The organism is Methanomassiliicoccaceae archaeon, from assembly GCA_034928305.1.
In the GTDB taxonomy this organism is placed as follows: domain Archaea; phylum Thermoplasmatota; class Thermoplasmata; order Methanomassiliicoccales; family Methanomethylophilaceae; genus VadinCA11.
The window spans coordinates 192213-218298 of record JAYFOZ010000001.1 but is presented as its reverse complement, the minus strand read 5'-3'; the positions used below and the strand labels follow the sequence as shown (position 1 = coordinate 218298).

Annotated in this window: 20 protein-coding genes and 2 tRNA genes; 5 read left to right on the top strand and 17 right to left on the bottom strand. The window is 52.9% G+C overall.

Features of this window, described 5'->3' with window-relative positions:
- Window positions 1–188: 188 nt before the first annotated feature.
- The 4 genes from VB016_01230 to VB016_01215 form a co-directional block, all read right to left on the bottom strand.
- The gene (locus VB016_01230; GenBank protein MEA4977163.1) at window positions 189–695 is read right to left on the bottom strand and encodes a flavodoxin domain-containing protein; all 507 of its coding nucleotides are present in this window, start codon (window positions 693–695) and stop codon (window positions 189–191) included.
- A gap of 240 nt (window positions 696–935) precedes the next feature.
- Window positions 936–1008, bottom strand: a tRNA-Glu gene (locus tag VB016_01225).
- 78 nt (window positions 1009–1086) lie between these two features.
- Window positions 1087–1860, bottom strand: coding sequence for an NAD+ synthase (locus VB016_01220; protein MEA4977162.1), 774 nt, complete (start codon window positions 1858–1860; stop codon window positions 1087–1089).
- A gap of 39 nt (window positions 1861–1899) precedes the next feature.
- The gene (locus VB016_01215) at window positions 1900–3420 is read right to left on the bottom strand and encodes a DUF1846 domain-containing protein (GenBank protein MEA4977161.1); all 1521 of its coding nucleotides are present in this window, start codon (window positions 3418–3420) and stop codon (window positions 1900–1902) included.
- Window positions 3421–3496: 76 nt separating this feature from the next.
- Here VB016_01215 and VB016_01210 point away from each other — a divergent pair, with 76 nt between their 5' ends.
- Window positions 3497–4288 carry a carbon-nitrogen hydrolase family protein gene (locus VB016_01210; GenBank protein MEA4977160.1) on the top strand — a complete coding sequence of 264 codons (792 nt, stop codon included), beginning with the start codon at window positions 3497–3499 and terminating at the stop codon, window positions 4286–4288.
- 26 nt (window positions 4289–4314) lie between these two features.
- Window positions 4315–4401 (top strand) — tRNA-Ser (locus tag VB016_01205).
- Window positions 4402–4454: 53 nt separating this feature from the next.
- Here the strand turns inward: VB016_01205 and VB016_01200 are convergent.
- From VB016_01200 to VB016_01170, 7 genes are all read right to left on the bottom strand, one after another.
- On the bottom strand, window positions 4455–4904 hold the full coding sequence (locus tag VB016_01200) for an Rrf2 family transcriptional regulator (protein ID MEA4977159.1): 450 nt from the start codon (window positions 4902–4904) through the stop codon (window positions 4455–4457).
- Between the two features lie 97 nt (window positions 4905–5001).
- Window positions 5002–6321: an O-acetylhomoserine aminocarboxypropyltransferase/cysteine synthase family protein gene (locus VB016_01195; protein ID MEA4977158.1), complete on the bottom strand. Its 1320-nt coding sequence runs from the start codon at window positions 6319–6321 to the stop codon at window positions 5002–5004.
- Between the two features lie 51 nt (window positions 6322–6372).
- The gene (gene cysK, locus VB016_01190) at window positions 6373–7305 is read right to left on the bottom strand and encodes a cysteine synthase A (GenBank protein ID MEA4977157.1); all 933 of its coding nucleotides are present in this window, start codon (window positions 7303–7305) and stop codon (window positions 6373–6375) included.
- Between the two features lie 64 nt (window positions 7306–7369).
- On the bottom strand, window positions 7370–7813 hold the full coding sequence (gene nifU, locus VB016_01185) for a Fe-S cluster assembly scaffold protein NifU (protein ID MEA4977156.1): 444 nt from the start codon (window positions 7811–7813) through the stop codon (window positions 7370–7372).
- A 4-nt stretch (window positions 7814–7817) separates the two neighbouring features.
- Complete coding sequence (gene nifS, locus VB016_01180; GenBank protein MEA4977155.1) at window positions 7818–9014, bottom strand: cysteine desulfurase NifS; 1197 nt, start codon at window positions 9012–9014, stop codon at window positions 7818–7820.
- 520 nt (window positions 9015–9534) lie between these two features.
- On the bottom strand, window positions 9535–11430 hold the full coding sequence (locus tag VB016_01175; GenBank protein MEA4977154.1) for a VWA domain-containing protein: 1896 nt from the start codon (window positions 11428–11430) through the stop codon (window positions 9535–9537).
- Complete coding sequence (locus VB016_01170) at window positions 11412–12437, bottom strand: AAA family ATPase (GenBank protein MEA4977153.1); 1026 nt, start codon at window positions 12435–12437, stop codon at window positions 11412–11414. The genes VB016_01175 and VB016_01170 overlap by 19 nt, the downstream gene beginning before the upstream one ends.
- A 171-nt stretch (window positions 12438–12608) precedes the next feature.
- Here VB016_01170 and cobN point away from each other — a divergent pair, with 171 nt between their 5' ends.
- Window positions 12609–16304 (top strand): cobaltochelatase subunit CobN, encoded by a 3696-nt coding sequence (gene cobN / locus VB016_01165; GenBank protein MEA4977152.1) that lies wholly within the window; start codon window positions 12609–12611, stop codon window positions 16302–16304.
- Between the two features lie 66 nt (window positions 16305–16370).
- Here the strand turns inward: cobN and VB016_01160 are convergent, their stop codons facing one another.
- Genes VB016_01160 through VB016_01145 form a run of 4 tightly spaced genes read right to left on the bottom strand, consistent with a single transcriptional unit; the run spans window position 16371 to window position 20679 of the window.
- Window positions 16371–17438, bottom strand: a complete 1068-nt coding sequence (locus tag VB016_01160) for an iron ABC transporter permease (GenBank protein MEA4977151.1) — start codon at window positions 17436–17438, stop codon at window positions 16371–16373.
- Window positions 17438–18514 (bottom strand): iron ABC transporter permease, encoded by a 1077-nt coding sequence (locus VB016_01155; protein MEA4977150.1) that lies wholly within the window; start codon window positions 18512–18514, stop codon window positions 17438–17440. The genes VB016_01160 and VB016_01155 overlap by 1 nt, the downstream gene beginning before the upstream one ends.
- Before the next feature lies 1 nt (window position 18515).
- The gene (locus VB016_01150; protein MEA4977149.1) at window positions 18516–19313 is read right to left on the bottom strand and encodes an ABC transporter ATP-binding protein; all 798 of its coding nucleotides are present in this window, start codon (window positions 19311–19313) and stop codon (window positions 18516–18518) included.
- Window positions 19314–19350: 37 nt separating this feature from the next.
- Window positions 19351–20679 (bottom strand): hypothetical protein, encoded by a 1329-nt coding sequence (locus VB016_01145; protein ID MEA4977148.1) that lies wholly within the window; start codon window positions 20677–20679, stop codon window positions 19351–19353.
- Between the two features lie 158 nt (window positions 20680–20837).
- Between VB016_01145 and VB016_01140 the strand changes: the two genes are divergently transcribed.
- Window positions 20838–21698, top strand: a complete 861-nt coding sequence (locus VB016_01140) for an ABC transporter ATP-binding protein (GenBank protein ID MEA4977147.1) — start codon at window positions 20838–20840, stop codon at window positions 21696–21698.
- A complete protein-coding gene (locus tag VB016_01135) occupies window positions 21695–22450 on the top strand; it encodes an ABC transporter permease (GenBank protein MEA4977146.1) in 756 nt (251 codons plus the stop codon). Before VB016_01140 ends, VB016_01135 begins: the two co-directional genes overlap by 4 nt.
- A gap of 66 nt (window positions 22451–22516) precedes the next feature.
- Here the strand turns inward: VB016_01135 and VB016_01130 are convergent, their stop codons facing one another.
- Together VB016_01130 and VB016_01125 are read right to left on the bottom strand one after the other, a co-directional pair.
- Complete coding sequence (locus VB016_01130) at window positions 22517–23809, bottom strand: nitrogenase component 1 (GenBank protein MEA4977145.1); 1293 nt, start codon at window positions 23807–23809, stop codon at window positions 22517–22519.
- Window positions 23785–25932 carry a nitrogenase component 1 gene (locus VB016_01125; GenBank protein ID MEA4977144.1) on the bottom strand — a complete coding sequence of 716 codons (2148 nt, stop codon included), beginning with the start codon at window positions 25930–25932 and terminating at the stop codon, window positions 23785–23787. Before VB016_01125 ends, VB016_01130 begins: the two co-directional genes overlap by 25 nt.
- Window positions 25933–26086 lie beyond the last annotated feature (154 nt).

Genomic DNA, 26086 nt, shown 5'->3' with positions numbered 1-26086 from the left:
AAAGGTGGATTTTATTCTTCGATATAATCCTTGGCCCGCCTATTTATCCATCGTCACCGCTCGACCGGCAAATGACCGGTATATCGGAAAGGATGTTTGACAGAAAAACCGCGGATAATAAAAATCCAACCATCGTTTACCATGATCTGCGAATTTGACATCGGAGCCGACGGATAATCGATTTGTCTTTACCTGCCGAGGATGGCGGTAACGAATATCTCTACCGTCTTTTGCCAGCCCTCTTCCAGGGGCCCTTTCAGATTTTCAGGTTCGACAAAAGCCTTCATTTCTGCCACCTTCATCATGCCCCTGGCCTTGAGCTGTTCATCGATCATTGGTATCGTGCGACGCCATTTTTCCAACTCTTCTTCCGACGGCATCTTACCGGTCTTCTTGTCAGGCCTTGCTGCGCTGAACGTGGCGAAAACCGCATACTTAGCCCCTGATGGCAAAGCCACTTTCTTGACGAAATGTACCATGCCTCTGGTAGCCTTCCCGAAATGCGTCGGAGAACCGAAAACGTATAGGTCGGCCTGCGGCAGATCCCTCGGGCTCGCTTCTCTGATGTTGCGTACGTTGACATGGTTGCCCTCGGCCTCCATGAGCCTCTTGAACTCCTCCGCCACCCTGACTCCGTTTCCGTATTTCGAATCGTGATAAAGTTCGATATCCGTTCCGATGCCCCCTGAAAACATATCGCGGTGAATCTGTATTAATAGTCGTCGAAGATTTTAGAATACCAGAAATGGTAAAGAAATGATGTCCGGCCCTGATGGCCGATCATCGTGGAATCCCCGCCGATATCGCCAGTCTCGTGCTCGATTCCTCTGCATGGGTCCGGGCGCAATATACCTCGGTAGTCGTTACCGATCCATAAAAAATTCAATAGCCGAACTATTGACTTTTTAAAAACGACCGATGGATAATAAAATTAGTGCTCCCGTCGGGATTTGAACCCGAGTCGAAGCCTCGAGAGGGCTTCATGATTGGCCGCTACACTACAGGAGCTGTTAAAGCCTTGATTACTAAGTCATTAATATAATTTGTGCGGAACCAAGCCGATTCTGGCGCCTGACCAGGACTTTTTCAGGGACGCAGAGGCTGAAGGCGCTTGTGCTCCATGGATGCAACGAGCCCCCGGACCTCCCTGACCTTCTCCTTCGGGATGCCCAGATCTTCGGAGATCTCGTCATCGTCGAAATCAAGGTCCATATCATAAAGGATGGCGTCCAAATCGTCATAGGATATACCCATCTCCGACTCGTCCGTCTGTCCCTCCCAGAATCCGGCCGATGGGGGCCTATCGATTATCTCCTGAGGTATGCCTATCATGGCGGCGATCTGCTTCACCTCGGTCTTGTACGTGCTGGCAAGCGGCGTGAAATCGCATGCCCCGTCCCCGAACTTTGTGAAATAGCCGGTCATCAGCTCGCTCTGGTTAGAAGTGCCTGCCACGATGTAGTTCCGCTTCTTCGCCAGGTTGTACAGTACGATCATCCTGCATCTCGCAGAGATGTTCCCCCTCTCCAACGGTGCTTCGATGTCTGAAAGAAGCACCGAGGTCAATGCGTCCACCGCCGGCTGGATGTCGACGATCTTGTATTCGGTCCCCCATTTCTGGCTCAGGTCCTTGGTCGTCTTATAATCGGCCGCAGGAGTGACACGGGAAGGCATGAAGACGTTCAATATCCTCTCCGGATCCATGGTGTCCGCCGCCAACTTGGTCACTACTGCAGAATCTATGCCCCCGCTCAGCCCTATGACTATGCCCGAGCACTTGGTGCTCTCGACACTGTCCCTTATGAAACTCCTCAGGTTCTGAACGTCGTCGCTGGTTACCTTGGGGATCCTTCCCACCATGGTGGACAGATAGACGGGCGACCTTAAAGAATTGTTCCATCATCTGCCCTGGAAAAGCCTGTCGCTCCCGTACTTGGGATCGCATGTGACGTGGATGCCGAGCTTCCTCATGAGCTCTTCGTCGTCGTCCGGAAGTATGACCGAGGAATGGGCCTCGCATCCCCTGAGTTCCGGCAGGCGCTCCAGCACAGCGGTGGCGACAGGATTGGTCGTGGCGCATACCGACAGCGCGATGAGCATCTCGGATGCGTGGAGGCTCGCGCCCCTGTCCCCGAGATACTTGGTCTTCAGATCCTGGACCGGCTCTATCACGGACGGCGATATCAGATGCATCGAATCGTTGATGCCTGCGAGATTCTTCAAGGCGTTAAGCATCATAGCCGACGTCGCCGCCAGGAGAGCAGACGTCTTTCCGGTGACTATCGTCCCGTCGGGCAGGGATATCGCAACAACGGGCATCTCCTGGACGCTGGGGTGCGAATGTACCGCCATTGCGACCTTGCGGTCCTCTGTGCCCACTCCGGCCTGCTTCATGAGAAGTTCCATCTTCCTTACGCTGTTATCCGAGGCCGCGCCGCGCTTGCGGTCGCACAGCGTCCAGTAGTAGCGGCGGATTATCTCGTCCTTGGCGGCCCGCACTACCGTCTCGTCGTCCGTAATGCAATAGCCGGCCATGTTCACGCCCATATCTGTGGGCGACTTATAGGGCGATTCGCCGTGGATGCCTTCGAATATGGCCTTCAGAACAGGGAATATCTCTATGTCGCGGTTGTAGTTCACGGCCGTCCTACCATAGGTTTCGAGATGGAACGGATCGATCATGTTCACATCGTCTAAGTCTGCGGTTGCCGCCTCGTAGGCGATGTTGACAGGATGCTTCAGGGGCAGGTTCCATATCGGGAACGTCTCGAACTTTGCGTAACCGGAATGTGTTCCCCTCTCATTGTCGTGGTACAGCTGTGACAGGCAGACGGCCATCTTGCCGCTGCCGGGACCGGGCGCCGTGACGACCACCAGCGACCTCGTGGTCTCAACGTAGTCGTTCTTCCCATAGCCTTCTTCGCTCACCACCAGGTCGATGTCGGACGGGTATCCGTCGATCAGATAATGCTTGTAGACGCGTACGCTCAGAGACCTGAGCCTGTTGCAGAATGCATCCGCGGACTTCTGATTGCTGTAATGCGTCACGACGACACAGCTGACGTACAATCCCCGGTCGCGGAACGAATCGATGAGACGCAGAACCTCCAGGTCATAAGTTATGCCTATATCGCTCCTGAGCTTGTTCTTCTCGATATCATAGGCGCTTATGGCTATGACGATCTCGGCGACGTCCTTGATGCTTACCAGCATGTTCACTTTGCTGTCCGGGAGGAACCCTGGAAGAACACGGGAAGCGTGGAAATCATCGAAAAGCTTTCCGCCGAACTCCAAATAAAGTTTCCCGCCGAACTTGGAGATACGCTCCTTGATCTGTGCGGACTGAAGGTCGATATACTTCTGATTGTCAAAACCTACATTGAGAGATTTGGATACAGCCGCGGTCCTATTGTCCTGCATATCTCATGAACACGTACGATGCTATTAAACATATCGGACAGGGGTTTTTTATGTTACAAAATGCATATCGCATCACGTGGAGCTCAACCTCAAGGTATGCCAATACCGCCCCGTTCCAGCAGATCCCGAACGGAACTCGGAACGCATTGCCAGGGAGTTGGATTCCGAATGCCCAGATGTTCTGATTTTTCCGGAGATGTTCCTAACAGGGTACGGAAAGGACTGTTCGTCTATGGATAAAAAGACAGGAATTGCGATAAAACGTATTGAGGAGGCGTGCCGGGATACGGGGAAGGCCGCGGTCTTTGGAGGCCCCTGCTATGAAGGCGAAAAAATATTCAATTCTCTTTACTTTGTCACTCCTGACGATACCAGAGTTTATAGAAAGATCCATCTGGCACGTTTCGGCGTATACTCGGAGGACGGTTTTGCTTCCGGCAGTTCCCCCGTTATCGGAGAGTTCCGCGGAGTGAAGTTCGGACTCTGCATCTGTTACGATATTTTCTTTCCGGAAGTCCTCAGGTCTTGTACTCTGGCCGGATCTGTCGTTAACATATGTATCTCGGCTTCCGCATGGCAGTCTAAGACTTTTCTTGAGACCGTCCTCCCAGCAAGGGCACTGGAAAATGTCAGCTATACTGTTTTCGCGAACAACTCCGGAGAGATGGCTGGCACCTTGATGTTCGGAGGATCCAGAATTTTAAGCCCGTTCGGAGATGTGATGTGTTCCTTGGACGAGGGCGAAGGTTCCTGCGAAGCTACGTTTAGCGACGTGGCTCTTTCAAAATTTCGAAACATAAGACATCATATTTCGGATGCACGCAAAGATATCGACTGGAATGATATCGAATCCTTAGAAAGATATTAATGCAAGGACAAAATGTTCTGTCGGTAGCCGAGATGGCCCAGCCCGGTAAGGCGCGAGCCTGGAAAGCTCGTGGCGATTTCGCCTCGGGAGTTCGAATCTCCCTCTCGGCGCCATTTTTACCTTCATTTTCATCAGGATATCTTCCTTAAGCCGAATGAATTCCCTGTCATTCTTTCTCGGAACCGTCTATGGAGATAATATCCTTCTCGACCTCCCATCTGAGAAGGTCCGCTAACGTCACGTTGTCGACGACCGACGATATCGCATCGCTGACCCTCGCCCATAGCCTGACGGTGGTGCAGGTGTCGTACCTGTCACAAAAATCCTCGCCGTCTTTGACGCATTGTACGACGGAGAGATCTCCCTCCATGACCCTGAGTATAGAACCGACAGTGTATTCTTCGGGCGATTTTACAAGAGAATATCCTCCCTGCGGTCCCCTCGTGCTCTTGACGAGCCCCGCACGGTTCAATTCCGAAATTATCTGCTCCAGATATTTCGGGGAAATATCCTGCCTGTCGGCTATGTCCTTGATCTTGACCGTCTCGCCCCTGCCATATTTGGCAATGTCGAGCATCAGCCTCATGGCGTACCTTCCTTTGGTAGAAATCTGCATGCCCATGGTGTTATCCTGGTATCTTTATTAATCCTATGGAGATTGCTGGAAATGGTTTGAAAAGTTTTTCCCGACGGAGGCTTGCCGGGATCGGAGATCAGATCTTGTCCAATGCCTGGGACAGGTCTGCCAGTATGTCGTCGATGTGTTCCGTACCGATCGACAGGCGGACCGTGTTAGAGTGGATCTCCTGTTCCCTCAGCTCTTTTTCGCTGAGCTGCGAGTGTGTTGTGCTGGCAGGATGTATCACCAAAGACTTTACGTCGGCGACGTTTGCCAGCAGAGAGAACATAGACAGGCTGTCGACGAACTTCCTGGCCTCCTCCTTCCCCCCTATGATGTCGAAGGTAAATATCGACGCTCCGCCCTCCGGGAAATACTTATCATAAAGCGCTCTGTCCGGGTGGTCGGGGAGAGAGGGATGATTTACTTTCTCGACCTTAGGATGGTCCCTGAGGAATTCCACGACCTTCTTTGTGTTCTCAACATGACGCTCGACCCTCAGCGAGAGGGTCTCGAGGCCCTGCAACAGTATGAAAGCAGTGAACGGCGAGATGGTCGCCCCCGTATCGCGAAGCAGGGTCGCCCTGATCTTGGTCACGAACGCCGCAGGGCCCAATGCATCGGCAAAGCTTATGCCGTGATAGCTGGGATCTGGCTCGGCTATGTGGGGGAATTTTCCGCTTTCCTTCCAATCGAATCTTCCCGCTTCGATTATGACTCCGCCGAGAACGGTACCATGGCCGCCAATGAATTTTGTCGCGCTTTCGACAACTATGTCGGCCCCGTGCTCGAGAGGCCTGAAAAGATAAGGTGTTGCGAACGTATTGTCCACAATCAGCGGTATCTTGTGCCTGTGTGCGACCTCCGCAAGTTTCTCGATGTTCGGGATCGATGCGTTAGGATTGCCGATGGTCTCGACCAGGATCGCCTTTGTGTTCCCATCTATCGCCTTCTCGAATCCCTTTACGTCGTCGTAATCTACGAAAGTTGTGTCGATACCGTATCTTCTCAACGTGTGTTCCAGGAGGTTGTACGTCCCCCCGTATATCTGCTTGGACGATATGATGTTGTCCCCGCTTCCCGCAAGAGTCTGAACAGTGTATGTTATTGCGGCTGCCCCGGTGGCCAACGCCAACGCGGCGGACCCGCCCTCCAGGGCCGCGATCCTGGTCTCGAACACGGATTGTGTGGGATTAGTGAGCCTCCCGTATATGTTGCCCGCATCCGACAGGCTGAATCTTGCCGCTGCGTGGTCGGTGTTTTTGAAAACATACGACGTGGTAAGATATATCGGAACTGCACGTGAATCCGTGGTCGGATCGGGCTGCTCCTGACCAACATGCAGCTGCAACGTTTCGAATTTGTATCCGCCGCTGTTACCCGGTCCTTTCGGCACATTGTCTTTTTTTGTCATTTTTATACCTCTCATTTTCATTTTTTTAGTTTGATCCAAGTAATTACTTTTTCAAAATGCGAACATGGGCGTAGACAGGTATCTATCTCCGCTGTCCGCCGATATGACCACTATGTTCTTTCCTTCGAATTCCGGCCTGGATGCCACCTTGATGGCCGCCCATATCGCCGCGCCCGTGGATACTCCCACCAGTGCGCCCTCGACCTTGGCTATCTCCCTTCCCGTTACGAATGCATCCTCGTCCGTGACGGCGATGATCTCGTCGTAGATCCCCGTGTTCAATACGTCCGGGACAAAACCGGCCCCGATACCCTGTATCTTATGAACTCCGCTGCGGCCCTCTGAAAGGACTGGGGAACCGGCCGGCTCCACCGCGATTATCTTGAGGCCCGGATTCTTGGTTCGAAGGAACTCACCCGCACCGGTTATGGTGCCACCGGTCCCTATTCCGGCGACCAGTACGTCGACGTCCCCTCCGGTGTCCTCCCATATCTCCGGGCCGGTGGTCCTGCGGTGTATTTCCGGGTTGACCAAATTCACGAACTGACCTGGGATGACGCTTCCTTCGATCTCTTTCACGAGCTCGTCGGCCCTCACTATTGCGCCTTTCATCCCCTTGCTGCCTTCTGTCAATACCAGTTCAGCACCGTACGACCTGAGGATGTTCCGTCTTTCTGCGGACATCGTCTCTGGCATCGTCAATATTACCCTGTACCCTTTCGCAGCTCCCACCATCGCGAGGCCTATTCCCGTGTTACCGGAGGTCGGCTCGATGATGACGGACCCACCTTTAAGGACGCCTCTTTTCTCTGCCTCTTCGACCATGGCCAAAGATATCCTGTCCTTCACAGAGCCAGACGGATTGAACATCTCCATTTTTACGATGAGCCTGCCTTTGGTTCCGTGTAATTTCTCCATCCTGCTGAATCTGACCAGCGGGGTCCTCCCCACCAGCTCGCCCATATTATTGTAAATTTTTGCCATTTTTTGTCCTTCTCCGATCTGAAACATTCGATATTTTAAAGCTAAATTTTGCTGTCTGGCTCTTTTATTCGGAATCTTCGTGGTCGCCTATGTCCGACTTGGGCTTTTTGAGCCCTTCTATCACGACGCCGTTCTTCTCCGCGTAATCCCAAAGGGCCGCGCGGATCGCCTGCTCGGCAAGCAGCGAACAGTGCAGTTTGACCTGCGGCAGTCCGCCCAGGGCCTTGGTCACGGCCTTGTTGGTGATTTGAAGCGCCTCGTCTATCGTCTTGCCCTTCACCATCTCGGTCGCCATACTGCTGCTGGCCACCGCGGCCCCGCATCCAAAAGTCTTGAACTTGACGTCCCGGATGATATGATTTTCATCTATATCGAGAAAAATTCTCATTATGTCCCCGCACTTGGCGTTACCGACAGTGCCTATGCCGCTGGCATTCTCGATCTCCCCTACGTTTCTCGGGTTTGTGAAGTGATCCATCACTTCCTCGCTGTATACTCCGTCGTACATCTCGTCATACCTCCTTTTTGTTGGTCCCGTTCTTTATGTGGTCTGCGTACAGAGGAGACATCTCCCTGAGCCTGGCCACTGATTCCTTGACCGCATCTACCGCCTCATCGATATCGCCCTCTGTCGTCTTGTAAGAGAGCGTGAACCTTACCGACCCGTGGGCCACTTCGTGTTTCAATCCTATGGCCAGAAGCACGTGGGATGGGTCCAGGGACCCGGACGCGCATGCCGAACCTGTGGATACGAATACGCCCCTGTGGTTCAGAAGCATCAACACGCTCTCGCCTTCGACGAACCTGAAAGCTATGTTGACGTTGCCGGAGAGCCTCTCGGACCTGTGTCCGTTAAGCTTTGTGAATGGCACCTCTGTGAGAAGACGATTCATCATGTGGTCTCTCAGCTCTGTCTCCCTGGCTATGTGCTTATCCATGTCCCTCTTCGCTATCTCGGCCGCTTTTCCCATGCCGACTATTCCCGGGATGTTCTCGGTACCTGCACGGATTCCTCTTTCCTGCGCACCTCCGTGCATTAGCGGCTCAAGCTTTACGCCGTCTCTTATGTAGAGCGCCCCGACCCCCTTGGGACCATATACCTTATGGCCGCTGGCACTCAAGAGATCTATGTTCTCTGCCTTTACGTCTATCGGCACATGGCCGAACGCCTGCACAGCGTCAGTGTGGAATAGGACCCCGTGCTCTCTTGCGATTTTTCCTATCTCGGCGATAGGTTCGATCGTCCCTATCTCGTTGTTTGCATACATGACGGATATGAGGATCGTCTCCGGCCTGACGGCCTTCTCGACATCCTCGGGGTTCACCCTTCCGAACTCGTCGACATCCAGATATGTGATGTCGAAGCCGTTCTTCCCGAGGAACTCGCATGTGTTCATTACCGCATGATGTTCGATCTTCGAAACTATGATGTGATTCCCTTTGGAGCGGTTGCCGAATGCGACGGACTTCAGGGCCCAATTGTCGGATTCGGTCCCTCCGGCCGTGAAATATATCTCCTTCGGTCCGGCGTTGATCAACTCTGCCACCGATGCTCTGGCATGTTCGCGCGCGTCCCTCGCGTACTTGGCCAACCCATGGATGCTGGACGGATTTCCATAATAGTCCTTCAGATAGGGGAGCATTGCCTCCAGCACTTCCGGGTGCACCTCCGTCGTCGCCGCGTTGTCCAAGTAGATTTTTTTGCTCATATCTTGTCTCCGTTTACCGTTATTTCAATCGATTGGGTATAGATTGGTTGCACGGTATATTAATCTATTGTTTTCCTATCGACTTAGTATGATTTAATCGCCAAAAATGCCCTGCATCTGTGAAATTAAAGAGATCTCAGAATATGTGCCCTCGAAGATATTCCGTTGACCTCGATATACGACGCAGATTCGAGCCGATGACAACTTCATAAAGGGTCCGGCCTCTGATCCTCTGGAACGATGGGCGCATCCTCGGGTTTCAAGGCTTCTTCCTTGTTCCTCTGTTTCCATAACTCGATCGGCATGGGAAATTTCTTCTCGGCCGCCACGCGGTATTCGGGGCCCCGTTGTAAGCACAGAGGGGAATGACATGAAAGTCTGGCGTTACATAATGGACGACGGCTCACTAAGATGATCTTCAGACAGATTTACCGCACAAAACAACAATCCGTGATGTGAACCAGTAAGCCGCGATTCCAGCAAGTCTTTTTTCACACACGGAGTAGAAATTATCATATCATTATCTGATGACCGCTCTGATATTCTCTGCCAGCCTGTCCGAGTTCAGATCGTCCAGCCTGAAGTATGTGCCCTCGAGTTCCATTGCCAGCTTTTCGGCGTTATCAAAACGGACATATCCGGAGCCGGCATCGATTACGATCCAGTCCACCTGGGGTATGGACATCTTCGATGCCAGTTTGATCACCTCTTCGTTGGCGTCGGCGCCCCGATCGATCGGAACGTTGGCGCGGCCGTCTGTGATGACCACGATGTAACACATCTCCCCTGGGTGCGACCTGGAATACGATGTCATGACCTTTCCGGCCGAAACCAGGGCCTCGGCGAGCGGGGTCTTCCCCCCGGTGGGCATCTCCGCCAGTTTCCTATACCCGTACTCCGCGGACCTGGTAGGCGGCAGTATCAACTCGGCAGAATCACGTCTGAACGCCATCAGCCCCACCTTGTCCCTTTTTACATAGCTGTCCTGAAGCATCGAGAGGACTGCGCCCTTTACCGCTGACATTCTCTTTCTGACGCCCAGAGAACCGCTGGCGTCGACAAGGAATAATATCGTGCATCCGGATTGCCTTTCACGAACCTTCTCTCTGATATCCTGGCCATTTATCGATATCGCAAGATCTCCATGATCTCTGGACCTCTGATACGGTGCCGCAGCACGAATGGTTGCATCTAACGCAATGTCCTTGGCTTTCCCTTCCGGACACCTGGAACATATGTATCTTCCTGTCGTGTCCGAACTTTCTGCGGCCTCTCTGCGGCCCTTTCTGCTAGATGTCTTTCGGACCTTGCGACCGGTCCCGTGAATATAGTCGATAACTCTGAACTGCTCTCCGACTTCGAAAAGGATATCCTCTGCCGTCCGTTCGGGGCCCGGTTCCTCGGAGTCGGAGCTCTCACCCCGATCGGGCGGTTCTTCGGCCCCGTGATCTTGTCCCTCTCCATTGCTTTCCTGCCGCTGCCCTTCGTCTCTGCGAGGCTCCCTTTCTTCATCTTGTCCCTCCTGCTCCTGCTCCTGCTCCCGCCGCTCCGGAGGTTCGGGAGAAGTATTGCGGCGGTGAACCAGGCACAGTGCCGCCACCTCTTCCACATCCTTTCTGGTTACCTCGTCCCGTCCGTTGAGGGCTGCCAGAGCCATGGAGGCGTTGATTATTGCCAGGTCGCCGCGGAAACCTTCTGCGGATACCTTTGCGGCGAGCTCGACGATTACGCCCAAAAGGTCGTCGGACATCTTTACGATGGGAAGAATAGATTGGGCCCTCTCGACCTTAGACCTGAGCAAAGATTCCTCATCCCCGTACATTTCGGAGAACGATGCGGCTCCTTTTTGATATTCTATATTCCTGCGGAGCACCTCTTTTCTTCCGCTCTCATCCTCGGGAAAGACAGAGTATGCGCACAGATCGAAACGGTCGGTCAGATGCGAGCTCATTTCGGGACCCAGCGGGTTCATCGTTGCGATCAGGGTGATTTTGCATTCGTACTCGGCGGATATTCCTTCTCTTTCCAGAACCACCTTTCCGTTCAGTATGCAGTCGGTCAGTGCCGCGGCGATCTTCTGATCTAGGAGATTTATGTCATCTACGTACAGTATCTTCCCGTCTGCCCGGTGCATGATCCCATTCTGTACCACGGGCCTTCCCTCTCTGAGGGTGGCCTCGATGTCCATTCCGCCAAACAGCTGCTCCTCTGTAACATTGAGTGGCACGTTCACGACCTCCCTGCCCATCAGGGCGCCCGTCGCCCTGGAAAGAGCAGTCTTTGCAGATCCCGAACATCCCATTATCAGAACCGTACGTATGCGGGGGTTGACCATGGAGCAAAGCACTGCTTTTTTCGGGTCGTCCATGCCATATATGGCAGTGAAAGGAAGCCCGCTCATATAGTCTGCATACATCTGTCGAGTTCCTCTTTGTCGAATGCTTCTTCCTCGAACGGGCGCCGCCGCATACGATGAGAAAGTGCCAGAGGGGCCGCCTCCCTGACGTCCTCTTTGGTTACGCGGACCCTCCCGTCCATGGCAGCGTTGGCCTTGCTCGCTTTAACCATTGTGATATCTGCCCTGTGGCCATCGATGCCCAGGTTTATCGTCATGTTCACTATCGCTCTCAGAACATCGTCGTCCACCGAAACGTCCGGAAGGATTTCCCGGGCCTTTGACAGCCTGGACGTCAGCTGTTCCGACTCTGCCCCGTATTTTTCAGTATATTTTTCCGGGTTTGTGTCGAACTCAAGCCTTCTTCGGACGACCTCCATGCGTTCGTCGGTGTCTCTGTCCCCTTTTACTTCGACGGACAACCCGAACCTGTCCAAAAGCTGCGGTCTGAGGTCCCCCTCCTCCGGATTCATCGTACCAACCAGAATAAATCTAGAAGGATGAGAGAAGGAGACCCCTTCTCTTTCCACATAATTGACTCCCATTGCCGCTGAATCGAGCAATAGATCTACGATGTGGTCGTCCAGAAGGTTCACCTCGTCTATATAGAGCACATTCCCGTTGGCCTGTGCAAGTACTCCGGGATCGAACTTCCTTTCCCCCGTCTTGAGGATGTGTTCGATATCCAGAGTGCCCGAGACTCGATCCTCCGTGGCGCTCAGAGGGAGTTCCACAACCCTCATTCTGACATTTACGGACCTCAGGTCCTTTCCTGAAAGGATCTTCTCTTTGCAGTAGGGGCACAGCCTGCCGGGCAACGAAGGGTCGCAGTTGAACGCGCATCCCTCCGCCGACATACGCCAGGGAAGGATCTGCGAAAGCGATCTGACGGCCGTCGATTTCGCCGTTCCCTTTTCACCCTTTATGAGTACGCCTCCGATGCTCGGGTCCACAACGTTGAGCAGCAGTGCTTTTTTCATTTCTTTTTGACCTACGATCGAGACGAACGGGAAAAGTAATCTGTCCATGATAATTCCCAACTGGTTGGCTCATATATCCAATTTACCTATAATAAACCTTTATCCGATAATGAATGATTCTAACTGGAACATTAAATTTATTTATATTGGCTTATACATCCAATATTTGAAGATATGAAAGTCGTTTATATATCAATTCAGAGTTCGGACGCCCACAATATGGAAGAGCCCGCAAGGGAAATATCCCTGGAGAGAAAATGGGACATAGAACTGTTCTGCGTTAACGGGGAAGATGTGGACGATGATCCGCTGTTGTACCAGGAACTTGTACGCAGGTCCAAAGTTGCAGATCTGACAATAATTAGATCCATGGCCGAACCGTCACGGATGAAGAGATTCGCCCAATTTGAAAATGTGCTCAGAGAATGCCCCGGCTATGTCATGTCCTATGCCGGGAACGTAGAAGTGCGCCTCATGTATCGCGATTTGTTCAAGGGCTCCGATGAAGATTTCAAACTGTTGGGGGAATATATCGGAAACAGGGGCAGAGAGAACGACAAGGGCATCCTGCAATGGCTGAACAACAAGCTTACCGGCGATGGGGCCGTCCCGGAACCGATTAAAAACAGAGAGGACGGCATATATCATCCGGATTATTCCAGAGACGTGGACCTGAAGGATTATCTGGAACATCTGGTCCCCGGCCGTCCTACCGTCGGGATACTGTACACATCTAATCTGTGGATATACAACAATCAGGAGCATATCGATATGCTCATCAGAAAGCTTGAATCAATAGAGGTCAACGTCATCCCGGTTTTCTTCAGCACGAGGGTCAGCAGCTCCGAGGGGAGCGGGGGCACTCTTTCGGTGGTTGAAAAATATCTTATGGACGGAAAAAAGTGCAGGGTGAACGCAATTATAATGGCAACCCCGTTCTCACAGCTCAATAACTCCAGAGACTGCACGGGCATCTACACTCCCGATGAACAGAACTTCTATCATTACCTGACGGACGTCCCGGTCATACAGGCCATGACGGTGGGCGGCCACTTTTCAGATTACGAAGAGAGCGCTTCCGGACTGAGCAACGGCGAACTGAAGATGAGCGTGGTCTGGCCGGAGGTCGACGGTCAGATCATCACCGTGCCGATCGGTAGCAACGAGGGATGCCTGGGCGGAACGAAGAGGTATTCTCCGGTAGAGGACAGGATAGAGCATCTTTCCAACGCAGTAAAATGCTGGGCCAAACTGTCCATGAAACCAGCCTCCGAGCGTAAGGTTGCAATTCTGATGTATCAATCCCGTCCGGAATCGGGGCGCATAGGGAACGCTGCGGGCCTCGACACCATCGAAAGTGTGAACGACATGCTCATAAGATTCGACAGGCAGGGCTATACCGTGAATCACGTGCCCCTGAACGGAAGGGCCCTTATCGATGAGATTTTGGACAATATCACGAACGACCTTGAATGGTCTTCCCCCGAAAGAGTGAGGGAAAAGGCTGCAGACATGGCCGACCTGAGGGAATATAGGCGGTACTACTCGGAACTGTCCGAGTTCAACAGACGGCTGATGGAAGAAAATTGGGGAAAGCCTCCCGGAACTATATGCGTCGAAGACGGCAAATTCGTTATCCCCGGCCTGCTGAACGGCAACATATTCATCGGTTATCAGCCCCTGAGATCTTGGGCCAACCAGATGGAGTCTGTTTATCATGATCCCGTGGTGCCGATGCCCCATCAATATCTGATGTTTTACAGATGGCTCAAGTTCGACTTTGGAACGGACATCGTCTTTCATATGGGGACGCACGGAACTCTGGAGTGGCTCCCTGGCAAGAGTGTCGGATTGTCTTCGAAATGCTTTCCGGACATCGTGCTCGACGGGATCCCGCACATCTATCCATACATCATCGACGATCCTGGAGAAGGAATTCAGTGCAAGAGGCGTTCTGAGGCCGTGCTTATAGGGCACATGTGCCCTGCGATGGCTCGGGCGGGCTCGTACGACGAGTTGTCCGCGATTGATAACGCTCTGCAGGAATACTTCAAAGCGAGGAATTCCAGCGACGGAAAGAGAATGGCGCTTGTAGAGCGTGTTTTGAACGGCGTCCGCGAAGCCAAAATGTTTGGGGACCTGGATATTTCCGAAAACATTTCTGCGGAGGAATTCGAAGGCCGCCTCGACGATCTGCACGCATATCTTACGGATATCAGAGATGCGTTGATCCGGGACGGGCTCCATATACTGGGGAGGGCCCCGGAAGGAGACCGTTTCGACGAGATGATATATTCCATCATGAGATTGAAAAACGGAGACGTCCCCTCGCTCAGAGATTCTTTTGCAGAGGTACGGGGATACAATATGGATGTCCTTCTCGACAATCCATCCGAGGTCCGCGAGGGCGAGCTGAACTCCGTTGTTATCGATTCTCTGGAAAAAGACCTGCTTGACCTGCTGACCGCAATGAGATGCGCTGATTATGAAAAGGACAGCTGCATGAGACTTGCGGAAGAGGCGGCCGGAGGCATGTCACCTGGCTTCGGGTCTTCGATAGCCTATATCTGCGATTCCCTGGCAAGGAACATCATGAGGATGACTGACGAAATGGACAATCTTATCCATGGGTGTAACGGAGGTTACGTCCTCCCGGGCCCTTCTGGAGCCCCAACCAGGGGGAACGCCCATATACTTCCGATGGGCAGGAATTATTACGGCATCGATCCGGACATCGTCCCTCCGCCTTCCTCTTGGGAGATCGGTAAAAAGATGGCCGACCAGATGGTCGAACGCTATATTGACGAAACGGGGCACTATCCCCGCGAGGTCGGTTTCATCATATGGGCGACCGATACCATGAAGACCAACGGCGACGACGTCGCTTATATACTATGGCTGATGGGCATAAGGCCCGTGTGGTCCAATGTTGGCGGGCAGGTCGTCGGGCTGGAGCCCGTTCCCCTGTCTGAGCTGGGGAGACCACGCATAGACGTGACCGTCCGCATCACGGGATTGTTCAGGGATACTTTCCCTAACCTTATCGACCTGATAGACGACGCAGTAAAAATGGCGGCCGGCCTGGACGAGTCCGAAGAAGAAAACTACCTAGCGGCGAACCTGCGCAGAGATATCGTAGAGGGAATAGAGAAGGGACTGCCGGCGGAACAGGTCAAAAAGGAGGGCCTTGTGCGCATTTTCGGCTGCCCGCCGGGAGGGTATGGCCCTGGCGTTAACCACGCCGTGGAAACTGGCGATTGGAAGACCGTGCAGGACCTTGCTGACATCTACATCACCTGGGGGAGCTATGCTTACGGGCGCGGCATGACCGGAGAGAGCATGAGGGACCAGTTCGTCAAGAGGTTCGGCAAGGTCGGCGTGACCGTGAAGAATATGCCGGACAGGGAGATCGACGTGCTGGACATGGATGATGTGTACGGGTATCTCGGAGGGCTCAACTCTTTTGTGAGAGCATACGGCAAAAAGGACGCGATATCTTTGATCGGCGACGGTTCGAATCCCGACAAGGTTAGGTTGAGAAGCACCAGAGAAGAGCTTCAGTTCGTTTTCAGGAGCAAAGTGCTAAATCCGAAATTCATAGAGGGGTTGAAACGGCACGGTTACAGGGGGGTTGCAGAGGTAGCCAACCTTACTGAATACATGTTCGGATGGGACGCCACTTCCGAAACAGTAGATGACTGGATGTACGAGAAGCTTGCCGAGAAGTATCTGTTCGACGACGATACGCGCGAATGGATGAAGGACGAAAATCCTCACGCCATGATGGACATGATGAACCGCCTCATGGAGGCCTGCGACAGGGGTATGTGGGACGCCGACCCGAAAACACTCGAGAAAATGAAGGAAATATTCCTGGGCCTGGAAGAGCGTATCGAAGAGGTCAACGACCGCTGAGCCTGTATATATGTGGCCGTCCGGGGTACGGGGCCATTGCCCCGCTTTTCCCCGGACGTTGGATGATCAGTACCATATCCTGCGCTTCCTCTGTACCAGTATGTATATGAAGAGGGGGCCCCCGACCATCGCGGATATGACACCTACGGGTAGCCCGGTCTCGCTTATCACTTTGGCTATTGAGTCCATCACAAGGAGGAATATGCCTCCGAATCCCGCACATGCCGGCAGAAGATACGTGTTGTTCGATCCAATGAACGTCCTGACTATATGTGGGGCCACGAGGCCGACGAATCCGATCGTGCCGGTGAAGCTGACAGCGAATGCCGTAAGCAACGCGACCAGGACCAGGCAGACGAGCCTGGTCCGGTATGGGTCTGTGCCCAGCGAGATTGCTCCCTTGTCTCCTATGGACATCGTATTGATCTTTCCCGCGAAGAGTAACAATATCGCAATGAGGATCGTCATCGAGGGAGTTACCAGCATCAGGCTGTCCCACGAGGCCTTACCGAGGACTCCGACGCGCCACGAATATGCGTCCGAGAGATGCTCAGGGTCCGCCAAGACCATCAGCATCGTCGATACCGAACTGAATGCGTACATTATGGCCACCCCGCACAGTATCATGGTCGTAGGCGTGGTCTTTCTGAATTTGGATATTGCTACGATCAGAAATACCGGCGCGAGCGAAAGGATGAATGCGTTCAATACCGTGGCGTCGTCTCCGCCGAGGAACGGGATGATGGATATACCGCATGTTATCGACAGCACGGCACCGAGGAAGGCACCGGACGAAATGCCCATGGTATACGGTTCCGCAAGCGGGTTCATCATCAGGTTCTGCATGACCGCGCCGCCCACTGCCAGCGATGCCCCGACGAATATGCCCATGAGGGCTCGGGGGACACGGTATTCCCAGATGATCATGTTCTCTGTTGTAGCCTGACCGTTTCCGAAAAGATTGTCGACAAATATCCTATACGACTCGCCGAAAGACAGCTCGTATTTTCCGATGGAGATTGTCAGGAAAAAGACAAATATGGCTAGTATCAGACAGGTTATTGTAAAAACGATTTTCTTGTGATTCTCGTGGCAATACTTCTCCACGAATCCATAGATCTGCTCATGAACCATCAGTACACGCCCCTCCCTCTCTTTAATCCGGTCACCATCAGCAGGAATATCGGGCTGCACAGCAAGGACAGGACCACGCCAACGGGGATGTCTGTAATATTTGACACCAAACGCGAGATGAGATCGCATGAGACCAGCATCAGCGCGCCGACAATCATGGAAGCGGGAATGACCACCCTGTTGTCCGAACCTATCACCAGCCTGGTGATGTGAGGGGATATGAGACCTACAAAACCCAGTATGCCTGTGAAACTCACGATGGCAGCCGTCATTACCGCCACCATAATCAAGCACAGCATTCTGAACTGTTCAACGTCCAGACCCATGCTCTTTGCGCTGTTCTCTCCCATCGTGAGCAGATTCATGTTTTTGGAAAACAGCATCGCCACGGCGGAACCCGCCGCCGTTATGACCAGCATCAGCGGTACGCTGCTCCATGTCATGCCTGTCAGGGTTCCGACCTGCCAGAGATATGCGGCCTGCAGATCCTCGGCGGTCGCAGTAACCATCATGAGAGTCACGGCCGCATTGAAGAAGTAAGATATCGCGACCCCTATCAGAATCAGTGTTGCGGGGGTCGCGTTTATGCGCCTGCTTATCAGTATGACGATCATAGTCGGAACCAATGCGCCTATGAAAGCATTGGTCACGGTGGTGTATCCGCTGCCCAGCGATGCGAACGAGACTCCTGCTATCAGGGATGCCACCGCACCGAAGCAGGCACCTGAAGATATCCCCGTGGTGTAGGGATCGGCCAGAGGATTGCTCATGATGCTCTGCATGACGGCTCCACATGCAGCCAGACCGCAGCCGCCTATTATTCCGACGACCACGCGAGGCATCACATTGTTCCAGATGAAGTAGTCCTTCCACCACATTTCGGACCTGAGCGGATATATCTCTCCGGCAAGATGTTTCATCATTATCTCGTACGACTCTGACACGGTGATTCCCTGGCCGACCGCCAGGGAGTAACCTATGACCAGCATAAGCACGGCGAAGCATGATATTATGAAAACGACTTTGAGGAACAGATTGTGACGGTATGCCTCGACGAGCCCCTTTTCGTCAGGCAATTCAAGCACCCGCGCAGATGTTTGTTTTCGGGTCGTCGTCATCTTCGAGGATCACATGCGGCCGACCGTTATTGATGACGGTTTTCGACCTGACACCGTACACAGCCTCTATGTTCTCCGGATTGATTGTGTCCTTCGGCGACCCCTTGGCGAATATGTTCCCCCCGTACAACATGATGACTTCGTCAGAATACTTTGCAGCGATGTTGAGGTCATGGCTGATCATTATCACCATTATGCCCTGCTTGTGCGAGTAGTCACGCAGCAATCTGGTAACGCCCATTTGGTGTTTGATGTCCAGGTTCGCCGTGGGTTCGTCCAGAAGCAATATCTGGGACTCTTGCACGAGCCCTCTGGCGAGCACCACTTTTTGACGTTGCCCTGCCGAAAGCTCGTTGAAAGGTCTCATGGCAAGATCCTCGATCCCCAGCAGCCGCAATGTCTCCTGCACCTTCTCCAGGTCCCTGTTCAGGGACCCCCATTTACTGTGGGGATTTCTTCCCAAAAGAACCGTGTCCGTTACGGTCAGGGGGAATGTGTCCAGCGAAGTGCACGGGACGTATGCGATTATTTTAGCCAGTTCCTTCAGTTTGTAATCTTCGATATCTTTTCCGTTTACATACACCCGTCCGTCTGTGGGCTTCAGTATCTTACTGAAGCAGTGAATGAGCGTGGTCTTTCCGACTCCGTTGGGACCTATTATCGACACCATTTTGTTGCCTTCGAGGTCTACGTTGACATCGCTCAATATCACATTATCATAATACCTGAAACCCAGATCGACGGCCTTCATCTCCATGTGATCACTCTCAAAAAAAGAGGGGGAATACTCCCATTTATGACACATCCGCATAGGTTATCATCGTGGTCATGTCCTTGGTGACATCGAAGTCACCGAGATACCCCATATAATTGTCCACAAACTGCTGGTGCACGCTGTCCCCGTACCCCTCTTCAAAGAGGTCTGGGTAGAATATCTCGGCGATGTATGCCATCCTGCAAGTCACAGGCATGCTGGTGTTGATGTACACCAGGTTTTCATACGACTCTCCCATCATGTCGAAATAACCGGAATACTGGTCCCATGTTTCCTGCGGGGTCTTCGTGCTGTTGCTTGAGATATCGGTGTAGTCAATCGAATAATCCAGCGTCCTGAAGCTGATTATGTAGTCGGGGCTCCAGTTGAGATAATATTCGTCGCCGTCGTTTATCTTGACCGAACCAGTGCCCTCCAGCGTCGTCACCGTGCTTCCGCCTGCGTACTCGCAAACCCCTGTATACGCGGAGTCGGTCTGGCTGATATAGTATCCCATTGTGATTGCCATGAAGGTCTTCTTCTCCGATTCTTCCAATCCACTCACTCTTTCTGTGATTTCTTCCAGCACCGCATAGCTGAGCTCGGCGAATTCGTAAGAGGTTTTCTCGGTCTCGCTTCCGTAGATGTATCCGATTGTGAGCGCTCCGCCGACAGAATCCATTCCGTCCGAGGAATCAATCCTGAGGATGGGTATCCCCGCGCCGGAGATGTACGCCGCAGACGTCTTGAGATATGAAACTGAGGGCATCGTAATCACTGCATCAATCCCCTTTTGTGCGTCTAGATTCTGGAAGTTTGTTATTGAGGTGTCAGTGTTCAGATCGAAGATTGACCCTCCGATGCACGTCGCGTTATCTATCACGGGTGCGTGGGCGACACCGTAATTTGTCTTTGTGTAACCGACGATATAGTCTGCCGCGCCTACCTGGATGCATGTAGAGAGAAGGTTCGTCCCAACGACAACCGTGCTTCTGAGCGGATATGTTATATCCTGTACATACGGGGTCCCGTCGGCATTGGAACAGACCACGTTTATCGTTATGCCGGATTTATGGTCGATCATGTCGCGAAGAAGGTCCGCGTCTTCCTGGTCGACGTCTCCGTCGTTGTTCGCGTCGGCCAATGGGTGGTCGGCGGGGTCCGTCTCGCCACTGATTATTTCTTCAATAATGTCAAGGTCGTCCTGGTCGATCTTAGAATCTTCATTGGCATTCCCCATTATCGCCAGTGATGCATCGACATAGACGCTGTCGTCGTCCGCGTCGTTGAGAAGTGCATACGCTCCAATCGCCCCGACCACGACGGCCGTCGCGGCGACTATTGTGATTATCTTGATTTTCATATCCATTCGATCACTTGGATGTATCATCCAATACGACATAATGTAAATTGTATTTAATAATGATGGATTATACATCCAAATCGAATAATCGGTATTCTAGATTAACCTAATACGCAAAGGATATGGATATATAATCCAACTATGTTTTGTCCCGAGTTGATTAAATGAATGATATCATCATCATTGACGATCTTGTCAAAAAATTCGGGGAGAAAACGGCTGTAGATCATTTGAATCTGAGGATCCGCCACGGAGAGCTATTCGGATTCCTGGGGCCCAACGGCGCCGGAAAGACGACGACGGTAAGGTGCATCGCCACACTGACCGGATATGATTCTGGTACCATCACAGTCGATGGTTTCGATATCAAGAGGGACCCGACAGAGGCAAAGAATCGGATGGGGGTCATACAGCAGCAGATCTCCCTTGACAAGGACCTTACCGTTATGGAGAACATGGTCTCCCACGCAATGTACCATATGATGCCGAAGAAAGAGAGAAACGAAAAAATCAAGGAGCTCTCGGACTACTTCGGTCTAAAAGAATATCTCGGAATGCCCGTTGATTCGCTTTCCGGAGGTTGGAAGAAAAGAGTGGCTATAGTCTGCGCCGTCTTGCATGAACCGAAGGTCCTGTTCCTGGACGAGCCCACGTCCGGCCTCGACATCAACGCAAGGCGCCTCCTATGGGATGTAGTCAGATCCCTCAACCGAAAGGGCACGACGATCTTCCTGACCACTCACTACATAGAAGAGGCGGAGGCTCTGTGCGACAGGGTCGGAATCATAGACCAGGGCAAAGTAATAGCATTGGATGAGCCCAAAAAGCTCTGCGATGCCATGGGTTCGACGGCGGTCGAGTACATGGCCGAAAAAAGGACCCAGTATAAGTATTTCCGGAGCAGGGACGAGGCCAAGGCTTTCGTCTCATCCCTCGATAGCGAAGAGAATGTACTGATAAGGAACATCAACCTTGAGGACGTATTCGTAGAACTCACCGGAAAGAGCGTGGGGGCACAGAAATGATCAGCTTCCTTAAGCAGACGTATTACGTTGCCTGGGGAGACCTCATGTTCATCAAGCACAATTTCCTGAACATTCTGGTTATGAGCGTCATGAGCCCCTTGCTGTATCTTATCGCGTTCGGATACGGGCTCAGGACGGGGACGACCGATATCGGAGTATCGTACGTTGCGTTCGTAATACCGGGTATCGTTGCACTCTCTTCCCTCTCGTCGTCATTCTCGTCGACGTCCACAAGAATGAACGTCCAGAGGCTCTACTACAAGAGTTTTGACGAAATGATGATGTGCCCTTTGAGCCTTCCCGCCATTATTTTCGGAAAATCTGTGCTTGGGATATTCAGGGGATTGATGAGCTGTGTCCTGATTTACGCCCTCGGGTTGTTTCTGGCGCCGGAACTCGTACTTTCGCCGTTATTTGCGCTGTGCGTGATCTTGTCCTGCCTGGCCTTCTCTTTCCTCGGCATGTCCGCGGCGCTGCTGGCCAAATCTCATCAGAGCCTCGCGACCTTCAACAGCCTGATCATACTTCCGATGACATTTCTGTGCGGAACGTTCTTTTCGGTTTCTTCTCTGTCCCCGATTTTCCAGGGAGTGCTGTATTGCCTTCCGCTGACCCATGCCAGCGAGTGCATAAGGGCCGCGGCGCTACCCGGCTATTTGGATTTCCCATGGATTTCGCTGATGGTGTTGGCCGCGTTCAGTCTGGCATTCTTCGCTTTGGACTACTATCTGCTGAAGACGAGAAAGATCTGAAACCCTTTTCCCCCCTCCCCAGGAACCGCCGGGAAGGGATTTTTGTTATGCGACGGGGATACTGGGTCAATTTCCCCTTACGCCGTGCAGGATCTCATCCAGTATGTACATCGCGCCCTGTACCCCGTACACCGGGCGAGAAATCACGTCGTCAAGGCCCATCGAGGAATATCCGATGGGCACTCCGATCCTGCACCCGCCGTTCAATAGCATCGTGTAGGCGGTTATGCCTTCGCAGAAGACTGCGCCCGAACCTTCTCTCGGTTCCCGGCCAAAAGATTCGGGGTATCCTGCCGAATCCAAAAATACCTTAAGCGCCTCGACCTCGTCTTTATCGGCCCCGGGATCTACCGATACCGCGACCGGCGCCATGGCCAGATAATGATAGAGCCACTCTGTCAGCGACCTTATGACCGATGCCGTGCCGGCTGCGGAAAATGACATTCCTTTTATGCGCAGCGAATTATACTTCGTACCGACAAATTTCTCATATACTCTCTCCTTCGCCCTGCGGACGGACCCCAGCGCCGACGTCGGGTCCCTGCCCGTAGCCTCCGCTATCGACGTTATCCATCTCTCGGTGGCATCGAATCCTACGGGGGCGCCCGCATCCGAGCGCACCACTTTCACCCCATATGATTCGTAAAGCTCGGACAGGCCGGCACACGCCTCCGGGCACACCACGATGCTGTATTCCGCATTAACGGAGTCGCGGAGCTCCGAGGTGGAAGCTCCAGCACCGGGAACGGACTTTACTTTCAGGCCCATGGACTCGACCAGCCCCCGCAGCTCGTCCGCGGCGGCCCTCCAGTCCTTATCCATGATGGTCAGGCCGATTATATTGACCGTATTCTTCTCCCGGCGGCCTCTTTCCGGTCCGAGCTTCTCCACTACTGCTCTGAGCGTGTGGCCGTAGCAAATGGTGAACGGCATAGATATGAGGGATTCGTCCATGCATACGACCTTGGATTCAAGTCCGAGCTCCCACACGGCCTTTTCGTGATTATCGCCGATGAGCCCCGCGCCCGGTGAATCGATGATCACTACGAGGGCCGGCTTCTTGGATGAAACTATATGCAGTCCTTCCGATAACTTATACGCCGCACCGTTTATGTAATCATATTCGTCGAGATATGTTGCTGGCACCCTCGGGTAGCTGTAGAAATATGGTATGTCGTACCCATCCTTGTCTCCAGGGTCCTCGCGGGGAAAGACGGCTGTCGAATGGACCATGTGCCTTACCCTGCATCCTCCTGGGCCGTGCAGGAAAGCTATGGCGTCGGTTATGCTCTCTACCGCCATGATGGCACCGTTGAAACCGTCGGGCAGGGTCCTCATACTTTCCTTCCCTCCTTCCAACCTTCCTCCCGGGGAAGCCTCATTATATTTTCCAGGTACTCGACGTACTCTTTGGTCGGGAGAATGCCTATGCCTATCTTTCCGATCCTGGATATACGGCACCTGCTCCCTATAGGCCCGGTGAATTCACCGATGATAAGGTCTGGGTCCATGTTAGCCAGGTCACGTCTGAGGTCGTCCGTGTCGTAATCCGACATTATGATGTCCGAGTGGCGGGATGCGGATCTCGACCCGGACTTGCGAGCGCTGGGAACACATCCCACCCTGCAAATTTCCGCTCCTAACCAGATCAGCATGTCGATCAGCCAATCGATATTCTGCGACGTCCTGTTCATTACGATGACCTTTCTGCCTCTGAAATGGCGACTGTGCGCCTCTATGAACTCCTCGTGATCCGATTCTGCCCGTTCGATCTCTCTTTCCGCTTCCTCTTCCAGATCCATCATCTTTCCTATCTGGCGAACCCACTCCACATAGTCGTGGAGACCGACTGGCAACGGCACGGACAGCGCCACCCTCTCGGTCTTCGATTCTATTATAGAGGCCATTTCCCTCGTTGTGGCGGAGTCGTTGACCATCAGATCTATGTGACCTCTGCAAAAGCCTGCCACAGCTTCCGAAGATGTCTCGTCCAGAAACCTGCAGTTCTCTTTTAGGCCGAAAGCGGAGAATAACCTTTCCACCTCTTTCGCGTTCCTGAGTGAATGAAGATCGAAAAATGACGTACCTATGATGTTCACCGTGCCCCGCTCCTTCTCCAACGAGGTGTCCATGGTCTCCGTTATTTTTTCGACGGCCATCATGAATCCGTCTGTGAATTCGCCGTTGACGTCCCCATCTGCCGGGACATAATGGATGCTGACCCCGGGGTTATCCCCGATCACCTTTTTTATCACCGTCAGACTGTCATCGCCGATGATGCCGGGCATACACGTTGTTACCACTGCGATTTTCCTGTATCCCTCCCCAATTGTATCTCTCAGGGTCCTTTCGAGGTTCCCGACCCCTCCGAATATGGAGGAGCTGTCGTCCATCATCGTGCACCTAAGATTGTGGTTCGGATCCGTAGAATATATTCCGCCCGCATAAAGTTCGAGAACTGCTTTGGCGCGCGCCGTGTCCATGAGATACGCGCAGCTCAGCGGCCCGTGGAGGACTACGGCCACGTCGTTCATTTTGAGATATGCTGCTGCGGCCCCGTATGCGGCGCAAGAGCTCATTATCTTCGATTCTTTGATAGAAGTCCTGGGATTGCACGTCGTACATCTGGGTCGCAGTGCTTCTCCGCATGTTCCTCTGCGTATTTCGCGTCCTGCCGCAAGGTCCGACATCTGGTCGTCGTTGAGCGGATGGGAAAACGACGCCTGGTTCTTCCCATCGCGAACGTCGATGACGTACTGTGCCACTGAATCCATCGTTTCTGATAACTTTGAACTCGGGAACATCTCGCGGACCGTATGGCCGGATGATTCGGCCTCATAGAACAGCCTATGGCGGGGGATGACCGCTATTATCTTGGTCCCCGCGGCTTCGGCGAACCGCCTGACGGTTTCCTCTTCCCCCTCCACTCCGCGCGAATTGAGTATGATTCCTATCAATCTGGGTTTGCCTGTGTCAAAGTTGGTCAGCCCCTTCATTATGTTGTTGGCGGCGTATAACGACATGAACTCGCCGGATGTGACCAGCACTATTCCGTCGGCATACTCTCCCCTCAGCGGGACTGCAAAACCACCGCACACCACATCCCCGAGGACGTCGTAAATCTTCACTTCGACGTCGTAGTCGTCTGCGCCCAGTTTCTTCAGCGTATCAAACGCCGTCAGTATACCGCGCCCCGCGCATCCTATGCCTGGTTCGGGACCTCCCGCCTCGATGCACAGTATCCCGGATGTGCCTTTCATCATCACATCTTCGATCTTTCTCTTTCCTGCCGGTACTTCACGCACGTAGTCCAGTACCGTCGTCTGGACCCGCCCCCCGAGAAGAAGTCTTGTCGAGTCGTGCTTGGGGTCGCACCCTATCTGCATCACCCTGGCTCCCTTGCCCGCTAGGGCGACCGATATGTTTGCGGCCATGGTCGACTTTCCTATTCCTCCTTTCCCGTAGAATGCTATCTGATACATTTCCGGCCGGCATCCAGATTGACAGAAGCCTATATAATTTATTGGATATATCATCCATCCTCTACTGAAGAACTGGGTCATTCCCTAAAACCTCAAACGTCTCTGAGCGTACTTTCCGGTAGGGGGCCTATCCTCTCCAAGAGAATGCGGCATT

Coding starts and splice junctions, on each gene's coding strand:
- cysK (MEA4977157.1), bottom strand. CDS start 7,305: ATGGCAAAAATTTACAATAATATGGGCGAGCTGGTGGGGAGGACCCCG.
- VB016_01150 (MEA4977149.1), bottom strand. CDS start 19,313: ATGGAGATGAAGGCCGTCGATCTGGGTTTCAGGTATTATGATAATGTG.
- VB016_01140 (MEA4977147.1), top strand. CDS start 20,838: ATGAATGATATCATCATCATTGACGATCTTGTCAAAAAATTCGGGGAG.
- VB016_01175 (MEA4977154.1), bottom strand. CDS start 11,430: ATGTATGCAGACTATATGAGCGGGCTTCCTTTCACTGCCATATATGGC.
- VB016_01160 (MEA4977151.1), bottom strand. CDS start 17,438: ATGGTTCATGAGCAGATCTATGGATTCGTGGAGAAGTATTGCCACGAG.
- VB016_01145 (MEA4977148.1), bottom strand. CDS start 20,679: ATGGATATGAAAATCAAGATAATCACAATAGTCGCCGCGACGGCCGTC.
- VB016_01170 (MEA4977153.1), bottom strand. CDS start 12,437: ATGGACAGATTACTTTTCCCGTTCGTCTCGATCGTAGGTCAAAAAGAA.
- VB016_01195 (MEA4977158.1), bottom strand. CDS start 6,321: ATGACAAAAAAAGACAATGTGCCGAAAGGACCGGGTAACAGCGGCGGA.
- VB016_01125 (MEA4977144.1), bottom strand. CDS start 25,932: ATGTATCAGATAGCATTCTACGGGAAAGGAGGAATAGGAAAGTCGACC.
- nifS (MEA4977155.1), bottom strand. CDS start 9,014: ATGAGCAAAAAAATCTACTTGGACAACGCGGCGACGACGGAGGTGCAC.
- VB016_01135 (MEA4977146.1), top strand. CDS start 21,695: ATGATCAGCTTCCTTAAGCAGACGTATTACGTTGCCTGGGGAGACCTC.
- VB016_01200 (MEA4977159.1), bottom strand. CDS start 4,904: ATGCAGATTTCTACCAAAGGAAGGTACGCCATGAGGCTGATGCTCGAC.
- VB016_01220 (MEA4977162.1), bottom strand. CDS start 1,860: ATGGTGGGAAGGATCCCCAAGGTAACCAGCGACGACGTTCAGAACCTG.
- VB016_01230 (MEA4977163.1), bottom strand. CDS start 695: ATGTTTTCAGGGGGCATCGGAACGGATATCGAACTTTATCACGATTCG.
- VB016_01215 (MEA4977161.1), bottom strand. CDS start 3,420: ATGCAGGACAATAGGACCGCGGCTGTATCCAAATCTCTCAATGTAGGT.
- cobN (MEA4977152.1), top strand. CDS start 12,609: ATGGAAGAGCCCGCAAGGGAAATATCCCTGGAGAGAAAATGGGACATA.
- nifU (MEA4977156.1), bottom strand. CDS start 7,813: ATGTACGACGGAGTATACAGCGAGGAAGTGATGGATCACTTCACAAAC.